Below are 17917 nucleotides of genomic sequence, written 5' to 3' on the forward strand. Positions count from 1 at the left end.
CTTGGTCGGGGTGCCCCCCCCCCCCCCCACCACCCCAAAACCCAATGTCCTGTTCCGGTCGGTCCCTCAGCCGCTCCGCTGACCGGACGGCCTGCGCAGCAGCGCCGCCCAGCGCTCCGCCCAGCGGGCCCGCACGGCGGACCAGCGGTCGGCGGCGTCCCAGACCAGGCGGACGGCCGAACGCGGCGCGAGCACCGCCCGCACCCGGGTCCGCCGGCCGGCCCGGGACCGCAGGGCCAGCCGCACCTCGCGGACATCCGCCGCCAGCCCCGTCGCCGTCCGCGGCCGCGGCGCGAACAGCACCTGCTCGACCGCCCCGGCCACCCGGTGCACCGCCCCCGCCGCCGGCTCGTCCAGCTCTCCCAGCCGGACGATCCGCGCCGCCGCCTTGCGGGGCGTCAGCGCGTCGTCCGGAGAGATGCCGTAGTCCCACGCCGTGTCCGTCAGCTCCCGCCAGATGGCGAGCACATGCCCGGCGGCCACCTCGGCGGCCCACCGCTCCTCCTCGCCCGGCAGGGCCTCCACCTCGACACCGTCCGCGCGGCCGGCACCTTGGGGTCGGCCCTTGCCGAGCGTGCCCGGCGCCCCGGACGGGGAGTGCCGGGTCGAGGTCAGGCGCACCGACCGCCGGCGCAGCCGCCACAGCATCGGCAGCAGCGGCAGTATGACCACCAGGAGCCCGAGGGCCACCCAGCCCGTCGTCCGGTACCAGGGCGTGCCCTCGTCCTGCGGGCCGCCCAGGTCCACCGGCACCGCCGCGCCGCACTCCTGGAGCTTCTTCTGCGCCACCGAGCAGCTGGTGCTCGCCGAGGGCTCGGCCGACGGGGCGTCGGCCGTCGGCCGGGACGCCTCCGGCAGCTCCGGAAGGGTGCTGCCCGGGATCTCCGGCACGGTCCACGACGGGGTGGTGCCCCGGTTCGGGGTCGGCTCGAAACGGGTCCAGCCCACGCCCTCGAAGTACAGCTCCGGCCAGGCGTGCGCGTCCCGCAGGCCCACCGAGACCGAACCGTCGGCCTGTGGGGTGCCGGGCGCGAAGCCCACCGCCACCCGGGCCGGGATGCCGAGGGTGCGCGCCATCGACGCCATCGCGAACGAGAAGTGCACGCAGAAGCCCTGCTTGTCCCGCAGGAACCGGGCGATGCCCTCGGAGCCGCTGCCGACCTCGACCTCGGTGTCGTACTGGAACCCGCCGGTCAGCGCGAAGTACTCCTGGAGCTTCACCGCCTGCTCGTAGGGGTTGGCCGCGCCGTCGGTGACCTCGCGGGCGGTCCGCGCGACCACCGCCGGCAGCGAGGACGGCACCTCGGTGAACTCGCGTCTGAGGGCCGCCGGAGCCTCCGGCGCCGTGGCCAGCTGTCGCGCGGTGGGCTGCACGTCGAGGCTGGTGACCGTGTACCGCACGCCGCGCGTCTTCTGGCCGTGGTCGCCGACCAGGGTCATGCCGACCGGCTCGTACCGCCATCTGCCGTCGACGTCCACGGCGCTCGGCGGGTAGGGCATCGGCAGCCAGTCCTGCGCGTACCAGTCCGCTGCGCTGATCTGGGTCCGCACCTCCGTGCGCCGCACGTCCGGGCCGAGGCCGATCGGGGTGGGCAGCTCGTCCGGCACCTCGACGATGTCGCGCCGGGACGGCTTCCAGGTGGTGCCGTCGAAGTCGTCCAGGGAGACGATCCGCAGATACAGGTTGGAGAGGTTGTTCGTCTCGGTGCGCAGCGAGAGCACCTGGCGGTCCTCGTCCACGTTCAGGCTGTCGCGCAGCGACACCAGCGGGTTGACCGCGGAGATCGTGCCGCCGCCCCCGGTGCCGGTGCCGACGCCGGTCCCGACGCCGTCCAGCAGCCCGCCGTCCATCGCGGGCAGGGCGAGCGGCACCACCAGGGCGACGCCCAGCGCCACCGCGCCGATCCGCCGCCCGGTGCGCACCGGCGCCACCGCCCCCGGCTCGTCGCCCGGCGCGCGCGGTGTGCCGCCGAAGACCCGGCCCCACTGCGACAGCCGCTCCCGCCCTTCGGCGAGCAGCATCATCAGATAGCCGACCGCCGCGATCAGGAACCACAGCCAGTCGGCGCCGCCGTCGGACAGCCCGGCGGCGACCGAGTACAGCGCGAGCAGCGGCAGACCGGCCGGGGCGGCGCTGCGGAAGGTCACCGCGAGCAGGTCCACGGCCAGCCCGATCAGCAGCACGCCGCCGATCAGCAGCAGCCGGATGCCGTCGGACAGCGGTGCGGGGATCGCGTACCGCCCCACGTCCTCGGTGCCCTGCTGGAGCAGGTCGCCGAAGCGGAGGAACGCCTCCGGGCCAGGGATCAGCCCGCCCAGCGCCTGCTGCCGGGCGAAGACCAGGGTGAGCAGCATCAGGGTGACCACGAGCTGCGCCAGGACGGTCAGCGGCCGGGCCAGCGGCACCCGGCGGGTCGCCGCGCCCACCGCACTCTGGATCACCAGCAGGATGGCCGCCTGGAGGTACCAGGTGGCCGGGTCCACCAGCGGCAGCAGGGCGCACGAGGCCATCAGCGTGGCCGCCGCCGCGCAGATCGCCATCCGGGCCCGTCCGCTCATCACCGCGTCTCCCCACCGCTCGGGCTCGCCGTGACCACGCCACCGCGGTCTCGGTCCGCCTGCCGCCACATGTCGTGCAGCGACGCCCCGCGCGGGACGCTCACCGCCGTCCAGCCCGCCTCGCGCAGCAGCCGCAGGCGCTCAGAGGCGCGGTGCGCCGCGCCCGGCCCGTCCGGCGACTCGCGCACCCAGGCGTCACTGTCCAGCAGGAACGCCACCGCGGCCCCGCTGCGCTGCCGCATCCGGGCGGCCACCGCGGCCTGCTCCTCGTCGAGGTCGCCGAAGAAGGCCACCAGCAGCCCCTCGTTCCCGCCGCGCAGCACGTCGTAGGCGCGCGAGAGTCCCGTGCCGTCGGAGTGGTCGATCACCGCGAGGGTGTCCATCATCAGTCCGGCCGCGTCCGCCGACTCCTGGCTGGCGCCCGCGAAGCCGTCCGCGCCCTCGCCGGGCACCGAGCTGCCGGTGTCCGTCAGCAGACGTACCGAGAAGCCGCGCTCCAGCATGTGCACCAGCACCGAGGCGGTGCCCGCCACCGCCCATTCGAAGGCCGAGTCCGGGCCGGCGCCCTGGAAGGCACCACCGCGGGTGTCCAGCAACACCGTGCAGCGGGAGCGCTGCGGCTGCTCCTCGCGGCGCACCATCAGCTCGCCGTAGCGGGCGGTGGAGCGCCAGTGCACGCGGCGCAGGTCGTCGCCGTAGCGGTAGCCGCGCGGGATCACGTCGTCCTCGCCGGCCAGCGCCAGCGAGCGCTGCCGTCCGTCGCCGTACCCCTTGGCCTCACCGGTCAGCCGCACCGGCGGCAGTGCCTCCACGCGCGGGATCACGGTCAGGGTGTCGTACGCCATGAAGCCCCGGGTCAGCTCGCACATGCCGAACGGGTCGGTCAGGCGCAGCTGGAGCGGGCCCAGCGGATAGCGGCCGCGCAGGTCGGAGCGGACCCGGTAGGACACCTCGCGCCGCCCGCCCGCCTCGACCCGGTCCAGCACGAACCGGGGACGCGGGCCGAGCACGTAGGGCACCCGGTCCTGGAGCATCAGCAGGCCGGTGGGCAGCCGGGAGACGTTGTCGACCCGCAGGTGGACGCGGGCCTCGCTGCCGGCCGGCACCCGCGCGGGGGAGAGGCGGCGGCTGCCCGCGACCCGGTAGCGGGTGCGGTAGAGCACGCCCGCGCAGACCAGCGGCAGCACCGAGAGCAGCAGGCCGACCCGGAGCAGATCGCTCTGCCCGAGGACGTACGCGCAGATCGCCGCCGCCACTCCGGCGGCGAGGAAGGAGCGCCCGCGGGTGGTCAGACCGGCCAGGGCGGTGCGCAGCCCGCCCCGCTCGCCCCGGTCGGCCTCCGCCGGACCGGACTGCCCGGGCTGCCCGGGCTGCGCCGAGCTCATCACAGCCTCCGGGGCGGCTGCCGGCCGAACACCGGGGCGCCGAGGCCGTAGGCGTTCTGCTGAGGTGCCGAGGGCACCGGGGTGTGCTGGAGGATCTCCTGGACGACCTGCTCCGAGGTGCGCCGGTTCAGCTGGGCCTGGGCGGTGGGCAGCAGGCGGTGGGCGAGCACGGCCACGGCGAGGGCCTGTACGTCGTCCGGCAGCGCGTACTCCCGGCCGCTGAGGGCGGCGGACGCCTTCGCCGCGCGCAGCAGGTGCAGCGTCGCGCGCGGGGAGGCGCCGAGTCTGAGGTCGGGGTGGTTGCGGGTGGCCGAGACCAGGTCCACGGCGTACCGCCGGACGGTGTCGGCGACGTGGACGCCGCGCACGGCCTCGATCAGCTTCACGATCTCGTGCGCGTGGGCCACCGGCTGGAGGTCGTCCAGCGGGTTGACCCCGCCGTGCACGTCCAGCATCTGGAGCTCGGCCTCCGGGCTCGGGTAGCCGATGGAGACCCGGGCCATGAACCGGTCGCGCTGGGCCTCGGGCAGCGGGTAGGTGCCCTCCATCTCGACCGGGTTCTGGGTGGCCACCACCATGAACGGGCTCGGCAGCTCGTAGCTCTGCCCGTCGGTGGTGACCTGGCGCTCCTCCATCGACTCCAGGAGCGCCGACTGGGTCTTCGGCGAGGCGCGGTTGATCTCGTCGCCGATCACGATCTGCGCGAAGATCGCGCCCGGCTTGAACTCGAAGTCGCGGCGCTGCTGGTCCCAGATGGACACCCCGGTGATGTCCGAGGGCAGCAGGTCGGGCGTGAACTGGATCCGCCGCACCGAGCAGTCGATGGACCGGGCCAGCGCCTTGGCCAGCATCGTCTTGCCGACGCCGGGGACATCCTCGATCAGAAGATGTCCCTCGGCGAGCAGCACGGTCAGCGAGAGCCGTACGACCTCGGGCTTGCCCTCGATCACGCCCTCCACCGACCCCCGCACGCGCTCGACCACGGCGGTCAGATCAGTGAGGCTCGCTCGATCGTCATAGGTCGTCACCCGGCCCTCCTCGGCCCGTTCATGAGGGCCTCCGCACTGGCGTGCGAAACCGGCCCACCCCGAAACACGGACACCGCGCATGGATGGTTCCGCGCGACGTCACCACCGCATTCTTGTTGCCGTTACCGGTTCGTGTCACTCGCCTGTGGACAACTGCCCGCGTTATGTCGGCTTTGATGCCTTTTGCGGCGTCCGGAGTGCGAATCGAAGTGCGAATCGACAGCGAATCGACAGCTGTGCGACGGGGTTACGCCGGGTCGATCTCCCGCAGCAGGCCGGTCTTCACATCGAAGACGAACCCGCGCACGTCGTCGGTGTGCAGCAGGAACGGCGAGGTACGCACCCGCCGCATCGACTGCCGCACGTCCTGGTCGACGTCCCGGAAGGACTCCACCGCCCAGGACGGGCGCTGCCCGACCTCCTGCTCCAGCTCGGTGCGGAAGTCCTCGGTGAGGCTCTCCAGACCGCAGCCGGTGTGGTGGATGAGGACCACGCTGCGCGTGCCCAGCTTGCGCTGGCTGATGGTCACCGAGCGGATCACGTCGTCGGTGACCACGCCGCCCGCATTGCGGATGGTGTGGCAGTCGCCCAGCTGGAGGCCGAGCGCCGCGTGCAGGTCCAGACGGGCGTCCATGCAGGCCACCACGGCGACCCGGAGCACCGGACGGGCGTCCATGCCGGGGTCGGTGAAGTCGGCGGCATACCGCTCGTTGGCCTCGACGAGCCGGTCGGTGACCGTACCGGGGCGGTGTATGGCGTCCTGGGTTTCGGCGGGAACCGATGCAGAAGTCGTCATGGGTATGACGGTAGTGGTCACCGGTGATCCGGTCCTGCTGTGAGGCGGGACAAAGAACGTCATCGGGTCGTTGTGTGAGGTAACCCACAAGCGCGACGCGGACACGCCCGGACGAGTGATCCATTCCCTCGTACGGCTTCCCGCCCACCGCCCCCGGGCGACGCGCAGGCCGGTTGATTGACCGGGCGACAGGGTGGACTAAAGTGACGCGAAGCGGGAGGCGAGGCGCGTCCTCCCCGCAGGACTGAATTCCCCCGGAGCCCCGGCGACGTACCGGAGATCCCCCACGTGCGCGGCGCGTACGTACGGCTCGGCCTCCACCCGCTCCGGCCGGCCGACGCCTCGGGCGCCGGCCGGCCTCCCCTTCACGAGCGGGCGGGGACCCGGCGGTGCGTACCGCCCGCCGGACCTGAGAGGGCCCCTTGAGCCAGAGTCGACACGTCCCGGTGATGCTCCAGCGGTGCCTGGACCTGTTGGCCCCCGCCCTCCAGGAGCCCGGAGCGGTGGTCGTCGACTGCACCCTCGGCCTCGGCGGACACAGCGAGGCGCTGCTGACCCGCTTCCCCGAGGCGCGGCTCGTCGCCCTCGACCGCGACAAGGAGGCGCTGCGCCTGTCCGGCGAGCGGCTCGCGCCGTACGGCGAGCGCGCCACCCTGGTGCACGCTGTCTACGACGAACTGCCCGAGGTGCTGGCCCGGCTCGGCATCCCGCGCGTCCAGGGCGTCCTGTTCGACCTCGGCGTCTCCTCCATGCAGCTCGACGAGGCCGACCGCGGCTTCGCCTACGCCCAGGACGCCCCGCTCGACATGCGGATGGACCAGACGACCGGCATGAGCGCCGCCGAGGTCCTGAACACCTACCCGGCCGGCGAACTGGTGCGGATCCTGCGCGCGTACGGCGAGGAGAAGCAGGCCAAGCGGATCGTCGCCGCCGTCGTGCGCGAGCGGGAGAAGGAGCCGTTCAGCAACAGCGCGCGGCTGGTGGAGCTGATCCGGGACGCGTTGCCGCAGGCCGCCAAGCGCACCGGCGGCAACCCGGCCAAGCGCACCTTCCAGGCGCTGCGGATCGAGGTCAACGGCGAACTGTCGGTGCTGGAGCGGGCGATCCCGGCGGCGGTCAAGGCGCTCGCCGTGGGCGGGCGGATCGCCGTGCTGTCGTACCACTCGCTGGAGGACCGGCTGGTCAAGCAGGTCTTCGCGGCCGGCGCCGCCAACACCGCGCCGCCCGGCCTGCCCGTCGTCCCCGAGCGTTACCAGCCCCGGCTCAAGCTGCTCACGCGCGGTGCCGAACTTCCCACGGAGGAAGAGGTCGCCGAGAACCGCCGTGCCGCCCCGGCCCGGCTGCGCGGCGCCGAGCGCATCAGGGAGGACGTCGAGTGAGCGAACCCGGACGCACCGGGAGGGCGAGTGAGTAGGAAACCCGAACTGAGGGGCCGCGCGGCGCGGCTCGCCCGGCTCTTCCCCACCGCCCCGGGCCAGGCGGCCCGCACCCCCTTCGTGCTCCTCGTCGTCCTGCTCCTCGGCGGCGGCCTCATCGGTCTGCTGGTGCTGAACTCGGCGCTCAGCGAGGGCTCGTTCCAACTGGACGACCTCCAGCGCGAGACCAAGACCCTCACCGACGAGGAACAGGCCCTCCAGCGCGACATCGACGCCTACTCCGCCCCCGACGCCCTCCAGCGCCGCGCCCGCGAGCTGGGCATGGTCCCCGGCGGCGACCCCGCCTTCCTGGGCCCCGACGGCACGGTCAAGGGCGTCCCCTCACCCGCTCCGGCCGCCGCCCGCTCCCCGGGCCGCACACCCCTCGTGCTCGCCCCCGAGGCGATGACCGGCGCCGCGGCCCCCGCGCCCGCCCCCACGACCCCCACGGCCGCAGCGCCCGCCCCCACCACCCCGGCGGCCTCCGCGCCGGCCGCCACGACCCCGGCGGCCCCCGTGCCCGCCACCACCCCCGCGGCTCCCGAGCCCACGCCCACGACCCCCGGCAGGTGACGGAAGTGACCGACAGGGAACCGCCGCGTCGCCGCGTGCCCGGACCCGCGCGGCCCGCGCGCCCCGGCCAGCAGCGGCGCCCCGGCACCGGCGCCCGACCGGCCCGGCGTCCGGCGCGTCCGGCACCGCCGCGCGCCACCGCCCCGCGGGTCATCCGGCTCGGCAGCCCCCGGCCCCGGCTGCGCCTGGTCGGTGTCGCGCTCACCCTCGTGCTGCTCGTCTTCGTCGTACGCCTGCTCCAGGTGCAGGCCGTCGACGCGAGCGCGTACGCGGCCAAGGCCGAGCAGAACCGGTACGTCGGCCAGGTGCTGGCCGCCGAGCGCGGCGAGATCACCGACCGCGCGGGCGTGGCCCTCGCGACCAGCGTGGCCGCCTACGACATCACCGCCGACCCCACGCTGTTCACCCGCGAGCAGCTGAAGATCGACGACGGCCCCGAGCAGGCGGCCGCCCTCCTCGCGCCGATCCTCGGCCAGGACCAGGAGGAGATCGTCGCCAAGCTCCGGCCGGAGAACGAGCAGCTCCGCTACGTCAAGCTCGCCGACCGCCAGACCCCGCAGGTCTGGAAGCAGATCAAGGACCTGAAGTCGGCGCTCACCAACAAGCAGCAGACGGACGGCGCCACCGTGAACGTCCTCGCGGGCGTCCTCGCCACCCCCAGCAGCAAGCGCGTGTACCCGAACGGCGAGCTGGCCGCCGGGATACTGGGCTGGGTCAACGCCGAGGGCAAGGGCGGCGGCGGTGTCGAGCAGCAGCTGGAGAAGCAGCTGGCCGGCAAGGACGGCGAGATCCGCTACGCCCAGTCCGGCGGCCGCCAGGTGCCGACCGTCGGCTCCACCGAGAAGCCCGCCGTGCCCGGCTCCGACATCGAGCTGACCATCGACCGCGACATCCAGTGGGCGGCGCAGAACGCCATCGCCGAGCAGGTCGAGAAGTCCGAGGCGGACCGCGGCTATGTGATCGTGCAGGACACCCGGACCGGCGAGATCCTGGCCATGGCCAACTCGCCCGGCTTCGACCCCAACGACCTGTCCCGCGCCACCTCCGCCAACATGGGCAACGCGGCCCTCCAGGACGCCTACGAGCCCGGCTCCACCGCCAAGGTCATGTCGATGGCCGCCGTACTGGAGGAGAACGCCGCGACCCCCGGCACGCACGTCGTGGTGCCCAACCGGCTGCACCGCGGCGACCGGCTCTTCCAGGACGACATCGACCACCCGACCTGGTACCTGACGCTGAACGGCGTGCTCGCCAAGTCCAGCAACATCGGCACCATCCTCGCCACCGGCCAGCTGGGCAAGACCCAGTCGGAGGCCAACCGGGTCCTCTACTCCTACCTGCGCAAGTTCGGCATCGGCGAGGAGACCGGCCTCGGCTTCCCCGGCGAGACCAACGGCATCCTCGCGCCGCCGGACAAGTGGTCGACCTCGCAGCAGTACACGATTCCTTTCGGCCAGGGCATGTCCATCAACGCGATGCAGGCGGCGTCCGTCTACTCGACCATCGCCAACGGCGGCGTCCGCGTCGAGCCCACCCTGATCCGCGGCAGCAAGGGCCCCGACGGACGCTTCACCCCGGCGCCGGAGCCCGAGAAGACACGCGTGATCAGCGCGAAGACCGCCAAGACGCTGGCCCGGATGCTGGAGTCGGTGGTCGACGACGAGGAGGGCACCGGCACCAAGGCGCGCATCCCCGGCTACCGGGTCGCGGGCAAGACGGGCACCGCCAACCGCGTCGATCCGGCCACCGGCAAGTACCGCGGCTACACCTCGTCCTTCGCCGGTTTCGCCCCCGCGGACCAGCCCCGCGTCACCGTCTACTGCGCCATCCAGAACGCCACCAAGGGCAGTTACTTCGGCGGCCAGATCTGCGGACCCGTCTACAAGCAGGTGATGGAGTTCGCCCTGAAGACCCTCCAGATCCCGCCCACCGGCGCGCGGCCCGCCAACCTGCCGGTGACCTTCGCGCCCTGATCAGTCCTGACCAGCACCGAGCAACCAGGAACCACCCGTGACAACGATCACCCCGGATTCCGGGAACCAAGGCGCCCCCCGCCCCTCACTTCGCTCCGGAGCGGGTGCGCCCGGTACGCTCACCGCCGTGCCACACGCTGATCAGTCCCAAACCACCCAGAAGGGCCATCCCGTGACATACCCCGGGCCGCCCCGGCCGGCGCAGATCTCCGCCACACCACTCGCGGAACTCGCCGGACAACTGGGTGTCGCAGCGCCGGAGAGCGCCGTCGAGGTCACGGGCATCACCCATGACTCGCGCGCCGTCCGGCCCGGCGACCTGTACGCCGCCCTGCCCGGCGCCCGCGCGCACGGCGCCGACTTCGTCACCCAGGCCGCCGGCCTCGGTGCCGCGGCCGTGCTGACCGACCCGGCCGGCGCCGAGCGCGCCGCCGCCACCGGTCTGCCGGTGCTCACCGTCGACGACCCGCGCGCGCGGATGGGCGAACTGGCCGCCACGCTCTACGGCCGGCCGGGCCGGGACCTGCTCCAGATCGGCATCACCGGCACCTCGGGCAAGACCACCACGGCCTACCTGGTCGAGGGCGGCCTGAAGACGGCCCGGTCCACCGGGCTCATCGGCACGGTCGAGATGCGCATCGGCGACGAGCGCATCAAGTCCGAGCGCACCACCCCCGAAGCCACCGACCTCCAGGCCCTGTTCGCCGTCATGCGCGAGCGCGGCGTCGAGGCGGTCGCCATGGAGGTCTCCAGCCACGCCCTGGTCCTCGGCCGGGTCGACGGCTGCGTCTTCGACATCGCCGTCTTCACCAACCTCAGCCCGGAACACATGGAGTTCCACTCCGACATGGAGGACTACTTCCGGGCCAAGGCGCAGTTGTTCACGCCGAAGCGCAGCAAACTCGGCGTGGTCAACGTCGACGACGAGTACGGCCGCCGGCTCGCCAGGGAGGCCACCGTCCCGGTCGTCACCTACTCCGCCGAGGGCCACCCCGACGCCGACTGGCGCGCCGAGGACGTCCGGGTCGGCCAACTCGACTCGACCTTCACCGTGATCGGCCCGAACGGTGAGCGGATCGCCGCCAAGTCCCCGCTGCCGGGCCCCTTCAACGTGGCGAACACCCTCGCCGCGCTGGTCGCCCTCGCCGCCGCCGGCCTCGACGCGCAGAGCGCCGCCGACGGCATCGCGGCCGTGCCGGGCGTCCCGGGCCGGCTGGAGCGGGTCGACGCCGGACAGCCGTACCTCGCGGTCGTCGACTACGCCCACAAGACCGACGCCGTCGAGTCGGTGCTGAAGGCACTGCGCAAGGTCACCAAGGGCCGGCTGCACGTCGTCCTCGGCTGCGGCGGCGACCGGGACACCACCAAGCGGGGCCCGATGGGCGCCGCCGCGGCGAGGCTCGCCGACATCGCCGTACTCACCTCGGACAACCCCCGCTCCGAGGACCCTCTCGCGATCCTCGCCGCCATGCTCCAGGGCGCGGCCTCCGTGCCGGTGCACGAGCGCGGCGAGGTGCTGCTGTTCGAGGACCGCGCCGCCGCGATCGCCGCCGCCGTGGACCGGGCGCAGCCGGGCGACACCGTGCTGGTCGCGGGCAAGGGTCACGAGCAGGGCCAGGACATCGCCGGCGTGGTCCGTCCCTTCGACGACCGCCAGGTGCTTCGCGAAGCTATCCAGAAGACCCAGGGATGAACTTGTGATCGCCCTCTCTCTCGCCGAGATCGCAGAAGTCGTCGGCGGGCAGACGTACGACATACCGGATCCGTCGGTCATGGTGACCGGGCCGGTCGTCCGGGACTCCCGTGAGGTGGAGCCCGGCAGCCTCTTCGTCGCCTTCGTCGGCGAACGCGTGGACGGCCACGACTTCGCGCCACAGGTGGTGGAGGCGGGTGCCGCGGCCGTGCTCGGTTCGCGGCCGGTCGGCGTGCCCGCGATCGTCGTGGCCGACGTCCAGGCGGCACTCGGCGCCCTCGCCCGCCATGTCGTGCGCAAGCTCGGCACCACCCTCGTCGCGCTCACCGGATCGGCGGGCAAGACGAGCACCAAGGACCTCATCGCGCAGGTGCTCCAGCGCAAGGCGCCCACGGTGTTCACGCCCGGCTCGCTCAACAACGAGATCGGGCTGCCGCTGACCGCGCTCAGCGCCACCGCGGAAACCCGGTTCCTGGTCCTGGAGATGGGCGCCCGCGGCATCGGGCACATCCGCTACCTCACCGAACTGACCCCGCCGAAGATCGGACTGGTCCTCAACGTCGGCTCCGCCCACATCGGCGAGTTCGGCGGACGCGAGCAGATCGCCCAGGCCAAGGGCGAGTTGGTCGAGTCCCTGCCCGAGGACGGCACCGCGATCCTCAACGCCGACGATCCGCTCGTACGGGCCATGGCGTCCCGTACGAAGGCGAAGGTGATCTACTTCGGCGAGTCCGACGAAGCGGACGTACGGGCCGAGAACGTGCGGTTGACGGACACCGGGCAGCCCGCCTTCACCCTTCACACACCCTCCGGGTGCAGCGATGTGACCATGCGCCTGTACGGTGAGCACCACGTGTCGAACGCGCTCGCCGCGGCCGCCGTCGCCCATGAGCTGGGCATGTCCGCGGAAGAGATCGCCACCGCACTCTCCGAGGCGGGCTCCCTCTCCCGCTGGCGGATGGAGGTCACCGAGCGCCCGGACGGCGTGACGATCGTCAACGACGCCTACAACGCGAACCCCGAGTCCATGAAGGCCGCGCTGCGCGCGCTGGCCGCCATGGGCGAAGCCTCACGGGCAAAGGGGGGTCGTACGTGGGCGGTGCTCGGCAAGATGGCCGAGCTCGGGGACGAGGCGCTCGCCGAGCACGACGCGGTCGGACGGCTCGCCGTCCGGCTCAATGTCGGCAAGCTCGTCGCGGTCGGTGGCATGGAAGCCGCCTGGCTGCAACTGGGCGCATATAACGAGGGTTCGTGGGGTGAGGAGTCGGTGCACGTGTCCGACGCACAGGCGGCGGTCGACCTGTTGCGCAGCGAGTTGCGCCCGGGGGACGTCGTGCTCGTGAAGGCGTCCCGTTCGGTCGGCCTCGAAAGCGTTGCCCAGGCGCTGCTCGAGTCCGGTGCCGAGGGTGAGGTTGCCGCCCGATGATGAAGCAGATCCTGTTCGCAGGAGTCATTGGCCTCTTCCTCACCCTGATCGGCACCCCGCTGCTGATCAAGCTGCTGGCCCGCAAGGGCTACGGCCAGTACATCCGTGACGACGGCCCGCGCGAGCACGCCAGCAAGCGCGGTACGCCGACCATGGGTGGTATCGCCTTCATCCTGGCGACCGTCGCCGCCTACTTCCTGTCCAAGGTCATCACCGGCTACCCCCCGACCTACTCGGGTCTGCTGGTCCTCGGCCTGATGGTCGGCATGGGCCTGGTCGGCTTCCTCGACGACTACATCAAGATCGTCAAGCGGCGTTCGCTGGGCCTGCGGGCCAAGGCGAAGATGGCCGGCCAGCTGATCGTCGGCATCGCCTTCGCGGTGCTCTCGCTCCAGTTCGCCGACAACCGCGGCAACACCCCGGCCTCCACCAAGCTGTCGTTCATCACCGACTTCGGCTGGACGATCGGCCCGGTGCTGTTCGTGGTCTGGGCGCTGTTCATGATCCTCGCCATGTCCAACGGCGTGAACCTGACGGACGGTCTGGACGGTCTGGCCACCGGCGCCTCCGTCCTCGTCTTCGGCGCCTACACCTTCATCGGCGTCTGGCAGTTCCAGGAGTCCTGCGCCAACGCGGGCACCCTCACCAACCCCGGCGCCTGCTACGAGGTGCGCGATCCGCTGGACCTCGCGGTCGTCGCCTCCGCCCTGATGGGCGCCTGCCTCGGCTTCCTGTGGTGGAACACCTCGCCGGCCAAGATCTTCATGGGCGACACCGGTTCGCTGGCGCTCGGCGGTGTGCTCGCGGGCCTCGCGATCTGCTCCCGCACCGAGCTGCTGATCGCCATCCTCGGCGGTCTGTTCGTCCTCATCACCATGTCGGTGGTCATCCAGGTCGGCTCGTTCCGGCTGACCGGGAAGCGCGTCTTCCGGATGGCGCCGCTCCAGCACCACTTCGAACTCAAGGGCTGGTCCGAAGTGCTCGTGGTGGTCCGCTTCTGGATCATCCAGGGCATCTGCGTGATCGTCGGACTCGGCCTCTTCTACGCGGGATGGGCAGCGGAAAAGTGACCTCAACGGCCGGCTCGGAGTTCCAGGGCAAGCACGTCACCGTCGCCGGACTCGGCGTCTCCGGCGTCCCGGCGGCCAAGGTGCTGCACGGGCTCGGCGCGATCGTCACGGTCGTCAACGACGGCGACGACGAGCGCGCCCGGGCGCAGGCCGCCGAGCTGGCCGAGCTGGGTGTCACCGTCCGCCTCGGCGACGGCGCCACCCTGCCCGAGGGCACCGAACTGATCGTCACCGCGCCCGGCTGGCAGCCGGACAAGCCGCTCTTCACCGCGGCCGCCGCGGCCGGCGTCCCGGTCTGGGGCGACGTCGAGCTCGCCTGGCGGCTGCGCGGACCCGACGCCGCGCCCTGGCTCTGCGTCACCGGCACCAACGGCAAGACCACCACCACGCAGATGCTGGCGTCCATCCTCAAGGCCGCCGGCCTGCGCACGGCCGCCGTCGGCAACATCGGTGTCTCGCTGCTGGACGCGGTGCTCGGCGACGAGGAGTACGACGTGCTGGCGGTGGAGCTGTCCAGCTACCAGCTGCACTGGGCGCCCTCGCTGCGCGCCCACTCCGCCACCGTCCTCAACCTCGCCCCCGACCACCTCGACTGGCACGGCTCCATGGAGGCGTACGCCAAGGACAAGGGCCGCGTCTACGAGGGCAATCGGGTCGCCTGCGTCTACAACGTGGCCGACAAGGCCACCGAGGACCTGGTGCGCGAGGCCGACGTCGAGGAGGGCTGCCGGGCCATCGGCTTCACCCTCGGCTCCCCGGCGCCCTCCCAACTCGGCGTCGTGGACGGCATCCTGGTCGACCGCGCCTTCGTCGAGAACCGGCAGAAGAACGCCCAGGAGCTCGCCGAGGTCGCCGACGTCGACCCGCCGGCCCCGCACAACATCGCCAACGCCCTCGCCGCCGCGGCCCTCGCCCGCGCCTTCGGCGTGCCCCCGCAGGCCGTACGCGACGGTCTGCGGGCCTTCCGCCCGGACGCCCACCGGATCGCGCACGTCGCCGACGTGGCCGGGGTCGCCTACGTCGACGACTCCAAGGCGACCAACACCCACGCCGCGGAAGCCTCTTTGGCGGCGTACGAGTCGGTCGTGTGGATCGCGGGCGGGCTGGCCAAGGGCGCGGCCTTCGACGAACTGGTCACGAGGTCGGCGAAGCGGCTCCGCGGGGTCGTGCTGATCGGCGCCGACCGCGCGCTGATCCGTGAAGCGCTCGCGCGACACGCCCCGGAAGTACCCGTCGTCGACCTCGACCGGACCGACACTGGGGCGATGCTCGCGGCTGTCCAGGAGGCCCAGCGCCTCGCCGAGCCCGGCGACACGGTGCTGCTGGCCCCGGCCTGCGCCTCCATGGACATGTTCGCCAACTACAACAAGCGCGGTGACGCGTTCGCGGAGGCGGTTCGCGCGCTCGGCGCGGACGCCTGACGGCGCGTCTCGGCCACTGCGGGTGCTTCGGGACCCTTGGAGGGACGGGTGACGCGGATGTGGTGGACCCCCGGCGGGACGTGCTCCCACGGCGAGGGGGGACGCGCCGATGCCCGGTAGCCGTACCGGGCGTCCGCCCGTCCAGCGGCGGGTGGTGCGGCCCGTCGCCCCGCCCCGGGAGAACCGCGTGCTGCGGCTCTACACACGGGCGCACAAGGCCTGGGACCGGCCGCTGACCGCCTACTACCTGATCCTCGGCGGCAGCCTGCTGATCACCGTGCTCGGTCTGGTGATGGTCTACTCGGCCTCCCAGATCACCGCGCTCCAGATGTCGCTGCCCGGCTCGTACTTCTTCCGCAAGCAGCTCCTGGCCGCCGTGATCGGCGGCGGACTGCTGTACGCCGCCTCGCGGATGCCGGTGAAACTGCACCGGGCGCTGGCCTACCCGATCCTCGCGGGCGCCGTCTTCATGATGGCGCTGGTGCAGGTGCCGGGGATAGGGATGGCGGTCAACGGCAACCAGAACTGGATCTCGCTCGGCGGCTCCTTCCAGCTCCAGCCCAGCGAGTTCGGCAAGCTCGCCCTGGTGCTGTGGGGCGCCGACCTGCTCGCCCGCAAGCAGGACAAGAGGCTGCTGGCGCAGTGGAAGCACATGCTGGTGCCGCTCGTTCCGGTGGCGTTCATGCTGCTCGGGTTGATCATGCTCGGCGGCGACATGGGCACCGCGATCATCCTCACCGCGATCCTGTTCGGCCTGCTCTGGCTGGCCGGGGCGCCCACCCGGCTGTTCGTCGGGGTGCTGGCGGTCGCCGCGGTGATCGGCGCCGTACTGATCAAGACCAGTGCCAACCGGCTGGACCGCTTCGCCTGCATCGGCGCCACCGAGATGGGCCCCGACGGCTCCTGCTGGCAGGCCGTGCACGGAATCTACGCCCTCGCCTCCGGCGGACTCTTCGGATCCGGGCTCGGTGCGAGTGTGGAAAAATGGGGTCAACTCCCCGAAGCGCACACCGACTTCATCTTCGCCGTCGCCGGTGAGGAGCTGGGTCTGGCGGGGACGCTGTCGGTGCTCGCCCTGTTCGCCGCTCTAGGCTATGCGGGTATCCGCGTGGCCGGACGCACGGAGGACCCCTTCGTGAGGTATGCCGCGGGAGGCGTGACCACCTGGATCACGGCCCAGGCCGTGATCAACATGGGTGCGGTGCTCGGCCTGCTGCCGATCGCCGGCGTCCCACTCCCGCTGTTCTCCTACGGGGGATCCGCCCTGCTGCCGACCATGTTCGCCATCGGGCTGCTGATCGCCTTCGCACGCGACGAGCCCGCTGCGCGGGCGGCGCTTGCGATGCGGCAACCCCGCTTTGGTAGAAAGCGGGGGGCTGGGGGCTCTGCGGGGCCTCGGAGATGGAACACGATGCGACGGCGCACCTCGGCGGTGCGTACGTCCGGAGAGCGGTGAATTTCGGTGCATGTCGTACTCGCCGGCGGGGGTACCGCGGGCCACATCGAGCCCGCGCTCGCCCTCGCGGACGCCCTGCGCAGGCAGGACCCGACCGTGGGCATCACGGCCCTGGGCACGGAGCGCGGGCTGGAGACCAGGCTGGTCCCCGAGCGGGGCTACGAGCTGGCGCTGATCCCGGCCGTACCGCTGCCCCGTAAGCCCACGCCCGAGCTGATCACCGTCCCGGGCCGGCTGCGCGGCACCATCAAGGCGGCCGAGCAGATCCTGGAGCGCACCAAGGCGGACGCCGTGGTGGGCTTCGGCGGCTATGTCGCGCTGCCCGGCTACCTGGCCGCCAAGCGCCTCGGTGTGCCGATCGTCATCCACGAGGCCAACGCGCGCCCCGGTCTGGCCAACAAGATCGGTTCGCGGTACGCCGCGCAGGTCGCCGTCGCCACCCCGGACAGCAAGCTCCGGAACGCGCGCTACATCGGCATCCCGCTGCGCCACTCCATCGCCACCCTGGACCGGGCCGCGGCCCGCCCCGAGGCGCGCGCGATGTTCGGCCTCGACCCCAACCTGCCGACGCTGCTCGTCTCCGGCGGCTCACAGGGCGCCCGCCGCCTCAACGAGGTCGTCCAGCAGGTCGCCCCCTGGCTCCAGCAGGCCGGGATCCAGATCCTGCACGCGGTCGGCCCGAAGAACGAACTGCCGCAGGTGCACCAGATGCCGGGGATGCCCCCCTACATCCCGGTAAGTTACCTGGACCGGATGGACCTCGCGTACGCCGCGGCCGACATGATGCTCTGCCGCGCGGGCGCGATGACCGTCGCCGAGCTCTCCGCCGTCGGACTCCCGGCCGCCTACGTCCCGCTGCCCATCGGCAACGGCGAGCAGCGGCTGAACGCCCAGCCGGTGGTCAAGGCCGGCGGCGGTCTGCTGGTCGACGACGCGGAACTCACCCCGGAGTGGGTGCAGCAGAACGTGCTGCCCGTGCTCGCCGACCCGCACCGGCTGTACGAGATGTCCCGCTCCGCCGCCGAGTTCGGCCGCCGGGACGCCGACGAACTGCTCGTCGGCATGGTGTACGAGGCGATCGCCGCCCACCGTGCACACCGTTAGGAACCGTATTCCCAGGTA

General features: G+C 72.4%; 13 protein-coding genes. 9 read left to right on the forward strand and 4 right to left on the reverse strand.

The genetic code is table 11. From position 1 onward, the window contains the following. Positions 1 to 66: 66 nt before the first annotated feature. The 4 genes from ABT232_RS13915 to ABT232_RS13930 form a co-directional block, all read right to left on the reverse strand. Entirely contained in the window at positions 67 to 2559 is a 2493-nt protein-coding gene (locus tag ABT232_RS13915) for a transglutaminase TgpA family protein (RefSeq protein WP_351839904.1), read from the reverse strand. Continuing rightward, the gene (locus ABT232_RS13920) at positions 2559 to 3944 is read right to left on the reverse strand and encodes a DUF58 domain-containing protein (protein ID WP_351839906.1); all 1386 of its coding nucleotides are present in this window, start codon (positions 3942 to 3944) and stop codon (positions 2559 to 2561) included. The genes ABT232_RS13915 and ABT232_RS13920 overlap by 1 nt, the downstream gene beginning before the upstream one ends. Further along, positions 3944 to 4972, reverse strand: coding sequence for an AAA family ATPase (locus ABT232_RS13925; RefSeq protein WP_351839908.1), 1029 nt, complete (start codon positions 4970 to 4972; stop codon positions 3944 to 3946). Before ABT232_RS13925 ends, ABT232_RS13920 begins: the two co-directional genes overlap by 1 nt. A 247-nt stretch (positions 4973 to 5219) precedes the next feature. Then, on the reverse strand, positions 5220 to 5831 hold the full coding sequence (locus tag ABT232_RS13930) for a beta-class carbonic anhydrase (RefSeq protein WP_351839910.1): 612 nt from the start codon (positions 5829 to 5831) through the stop codon (positions 5220 to 5222). 359 nt (positions 5832 to 6190) lie between these two features. Here ABT232_RS13930 and rsmH point away from each other — a divergent pair, with 359 nt between their 5' ends. From rsmH to murG, 9 genes are all read left to right on the forward strand, one after another. After that, entirely contained in the window at positions 6191 to 7147 is a 957-nt protein-coding gene (gene rsmH / locus ABT232_RS13935; RefSeq protein WP_351839912.1) for a 16S rRNA (cytosine(1402)-N(4))-methyltransferase RsmH, read from the forward strand. A gap of 27 nt (positions 7148 to 7174) precedes the next feature. Beyond that, positions 7175 to 7756, forward strand: a complete 582-nt coding sequence (gene ftsL, locus ABT232_RS13940) for a cell division protein FtsL (RefSeq protein WP_351839914.1) — start codon at positions 7175 to 7177, stop codon at positions 7754 to 7756. 5 nt (positions 7757 to 7761) lie between these two features. Further along, complete coding sequence (locus ABT232_RS13945; RefSeq protein ID WP_351839916.1) at positions 7762 to 9729, forward strand: peptidoglycan D,D-transpeptidase FtsI family protein; 1968 nt, start codon at positions 7762 to 7764, stop codon at positions 9727 to 9729. A 172-nt stretch (positions 9730 to 9901) separates the two neighbouring features. Next, a complete protein-coding gene (locus ABT232_RS13950) occupies positions 9902 to 11422 on the forward strand; it encodes a UDP-N-acetylmuramoyl-L-alanyl-D-glutamate--2,6-diaminopimelate ligase (RefSeq protein ID WP_351839917.1) in 1521 nt (506 codons plus the stop codon). 4 nt (positions 11423 to 11426) lie between these two features. After that, positions 11427 to 12848: a UDP-N-acetylmuramoyl-tripeptide--D-alanyl-D-alanine ligase gene (locus tag ABT232_RS13955; protein ID WP_351839919.1), complete on the forward strand. Its 1422-nt coding sequence runs from the start codon at positions 11427 to 11429 to the stop codon at positions 12846 to 12848. Further along, positions 12848 to 13918 carry a phospho-N-acetylmuramoyl-pentapeptide-transferase gene (gene mraY / locus ABT232_RS13960; RefSeq protein WP_351840197.1) on the forward strand — a complete coding sequence of 357 codons (1071 nt, stop codon included), beginning with the start codon at positions 12848 to 12850 and terminating at the stop codon, positions 13916 to 13918. The genes ABT232_RS13955 and mraY overlap by 1 nt, the downstream gene beginning before the upstream one ends. Continuing rightward, a complete protein-coding gene (gene murD / locus ABT232_RS13965; RefSeq protein WP_450871778.1) occupies positions 13900 to 15339 on the forward strand; it encodes a UDP-N-acetylmuramoyl-L-alanine--D-glutamate ligase in 1440 nt (479 codons plus the stop codon). Before mraY ends, murD begins: the two co-directional genes overlap by 19 nt. 109 nt (positions 15340 to 15448) lie before the next feature. After that, positions 15449 to 16795 (forward strand): putative lipid II flippase FtsW, encoded by a 1347-nt coding sequence (gene ftsW, locus ABT232_RS13970; RefSeq protein WP_351839923.1) that lies wholly within the window; start codon positions 15449 to 15451, stop codon positions 16793 to 16795. Between the two features lie 6 nt (positions 16796 to 16801). Beyond that, the gene (murG, locus tag ABT232_RS13975) at positions 16802 to 17899 is read left to right on the forward strand and encodes an undecaprenyldiphospho-muramoylpentapeptide beta-N-acetylglucosaminyltransferase (protein WP_351839925.1); all 1098 of its coding nucleotides are present in this window, start codon (positions 16802 to 16804) and stop codon (positions 17897 to 17899) included. The last annotated feature ends 18 nt before the right edge of the window (positions 17900 to 17917 follow it).

The organism is Streptomyces sp. NPDC001532 (assembly GCF_040298625.1).
Taxonomy (GTDB): Bacteria; Actinomycetota; Actinomycetes; order Streptomycetales; family Streptomycetaceae; genus Streptomyces.

Coding starts and splice junctions, on each gene's coding strand:
- ABT232_RS13930 (WP_351839910.1), bottom strand. CDS start 5,831: ATGACGTTCTTTGTCCCGCCTCACAGCAGGACCGGATCACCGGTGACC.
- mraY (WP_351840197.1), top strand. CDS start 12,848: ATGAAGCAGATCCTGTTCGCAGGAGTCATTGGCCTCTTCCTCACCCTG.
- murD (WP_450871778.1), top strand. CDS start 13,900: ATGGGCAGCGGAAAAGTGACCTCAACGGCCGGCTCGGAGTTCCAGGGC.
- ABT232_RS13920 (WP_351839906.1), bottom strand. CDS start 3,944: ATGAGCTCGGCGCAGCCCGGGCAGCCCGGGCAGTCCGGTCCGGCGGAG.
- ftsW (WP_351839923.1), top strand. CDS start 15,449: ATGCCCGGTAGCCGTACCGGGCGTCCGCCCGTCCAGCGGCGGGTGGTG.
- ABT232_RS13915 (WP_351839904.1), bottom strand. CDS start 2,559: ATGAGCGGACGGGCCCGGATGGCGATCTGCGCGGCGGCGGCCACGCTG.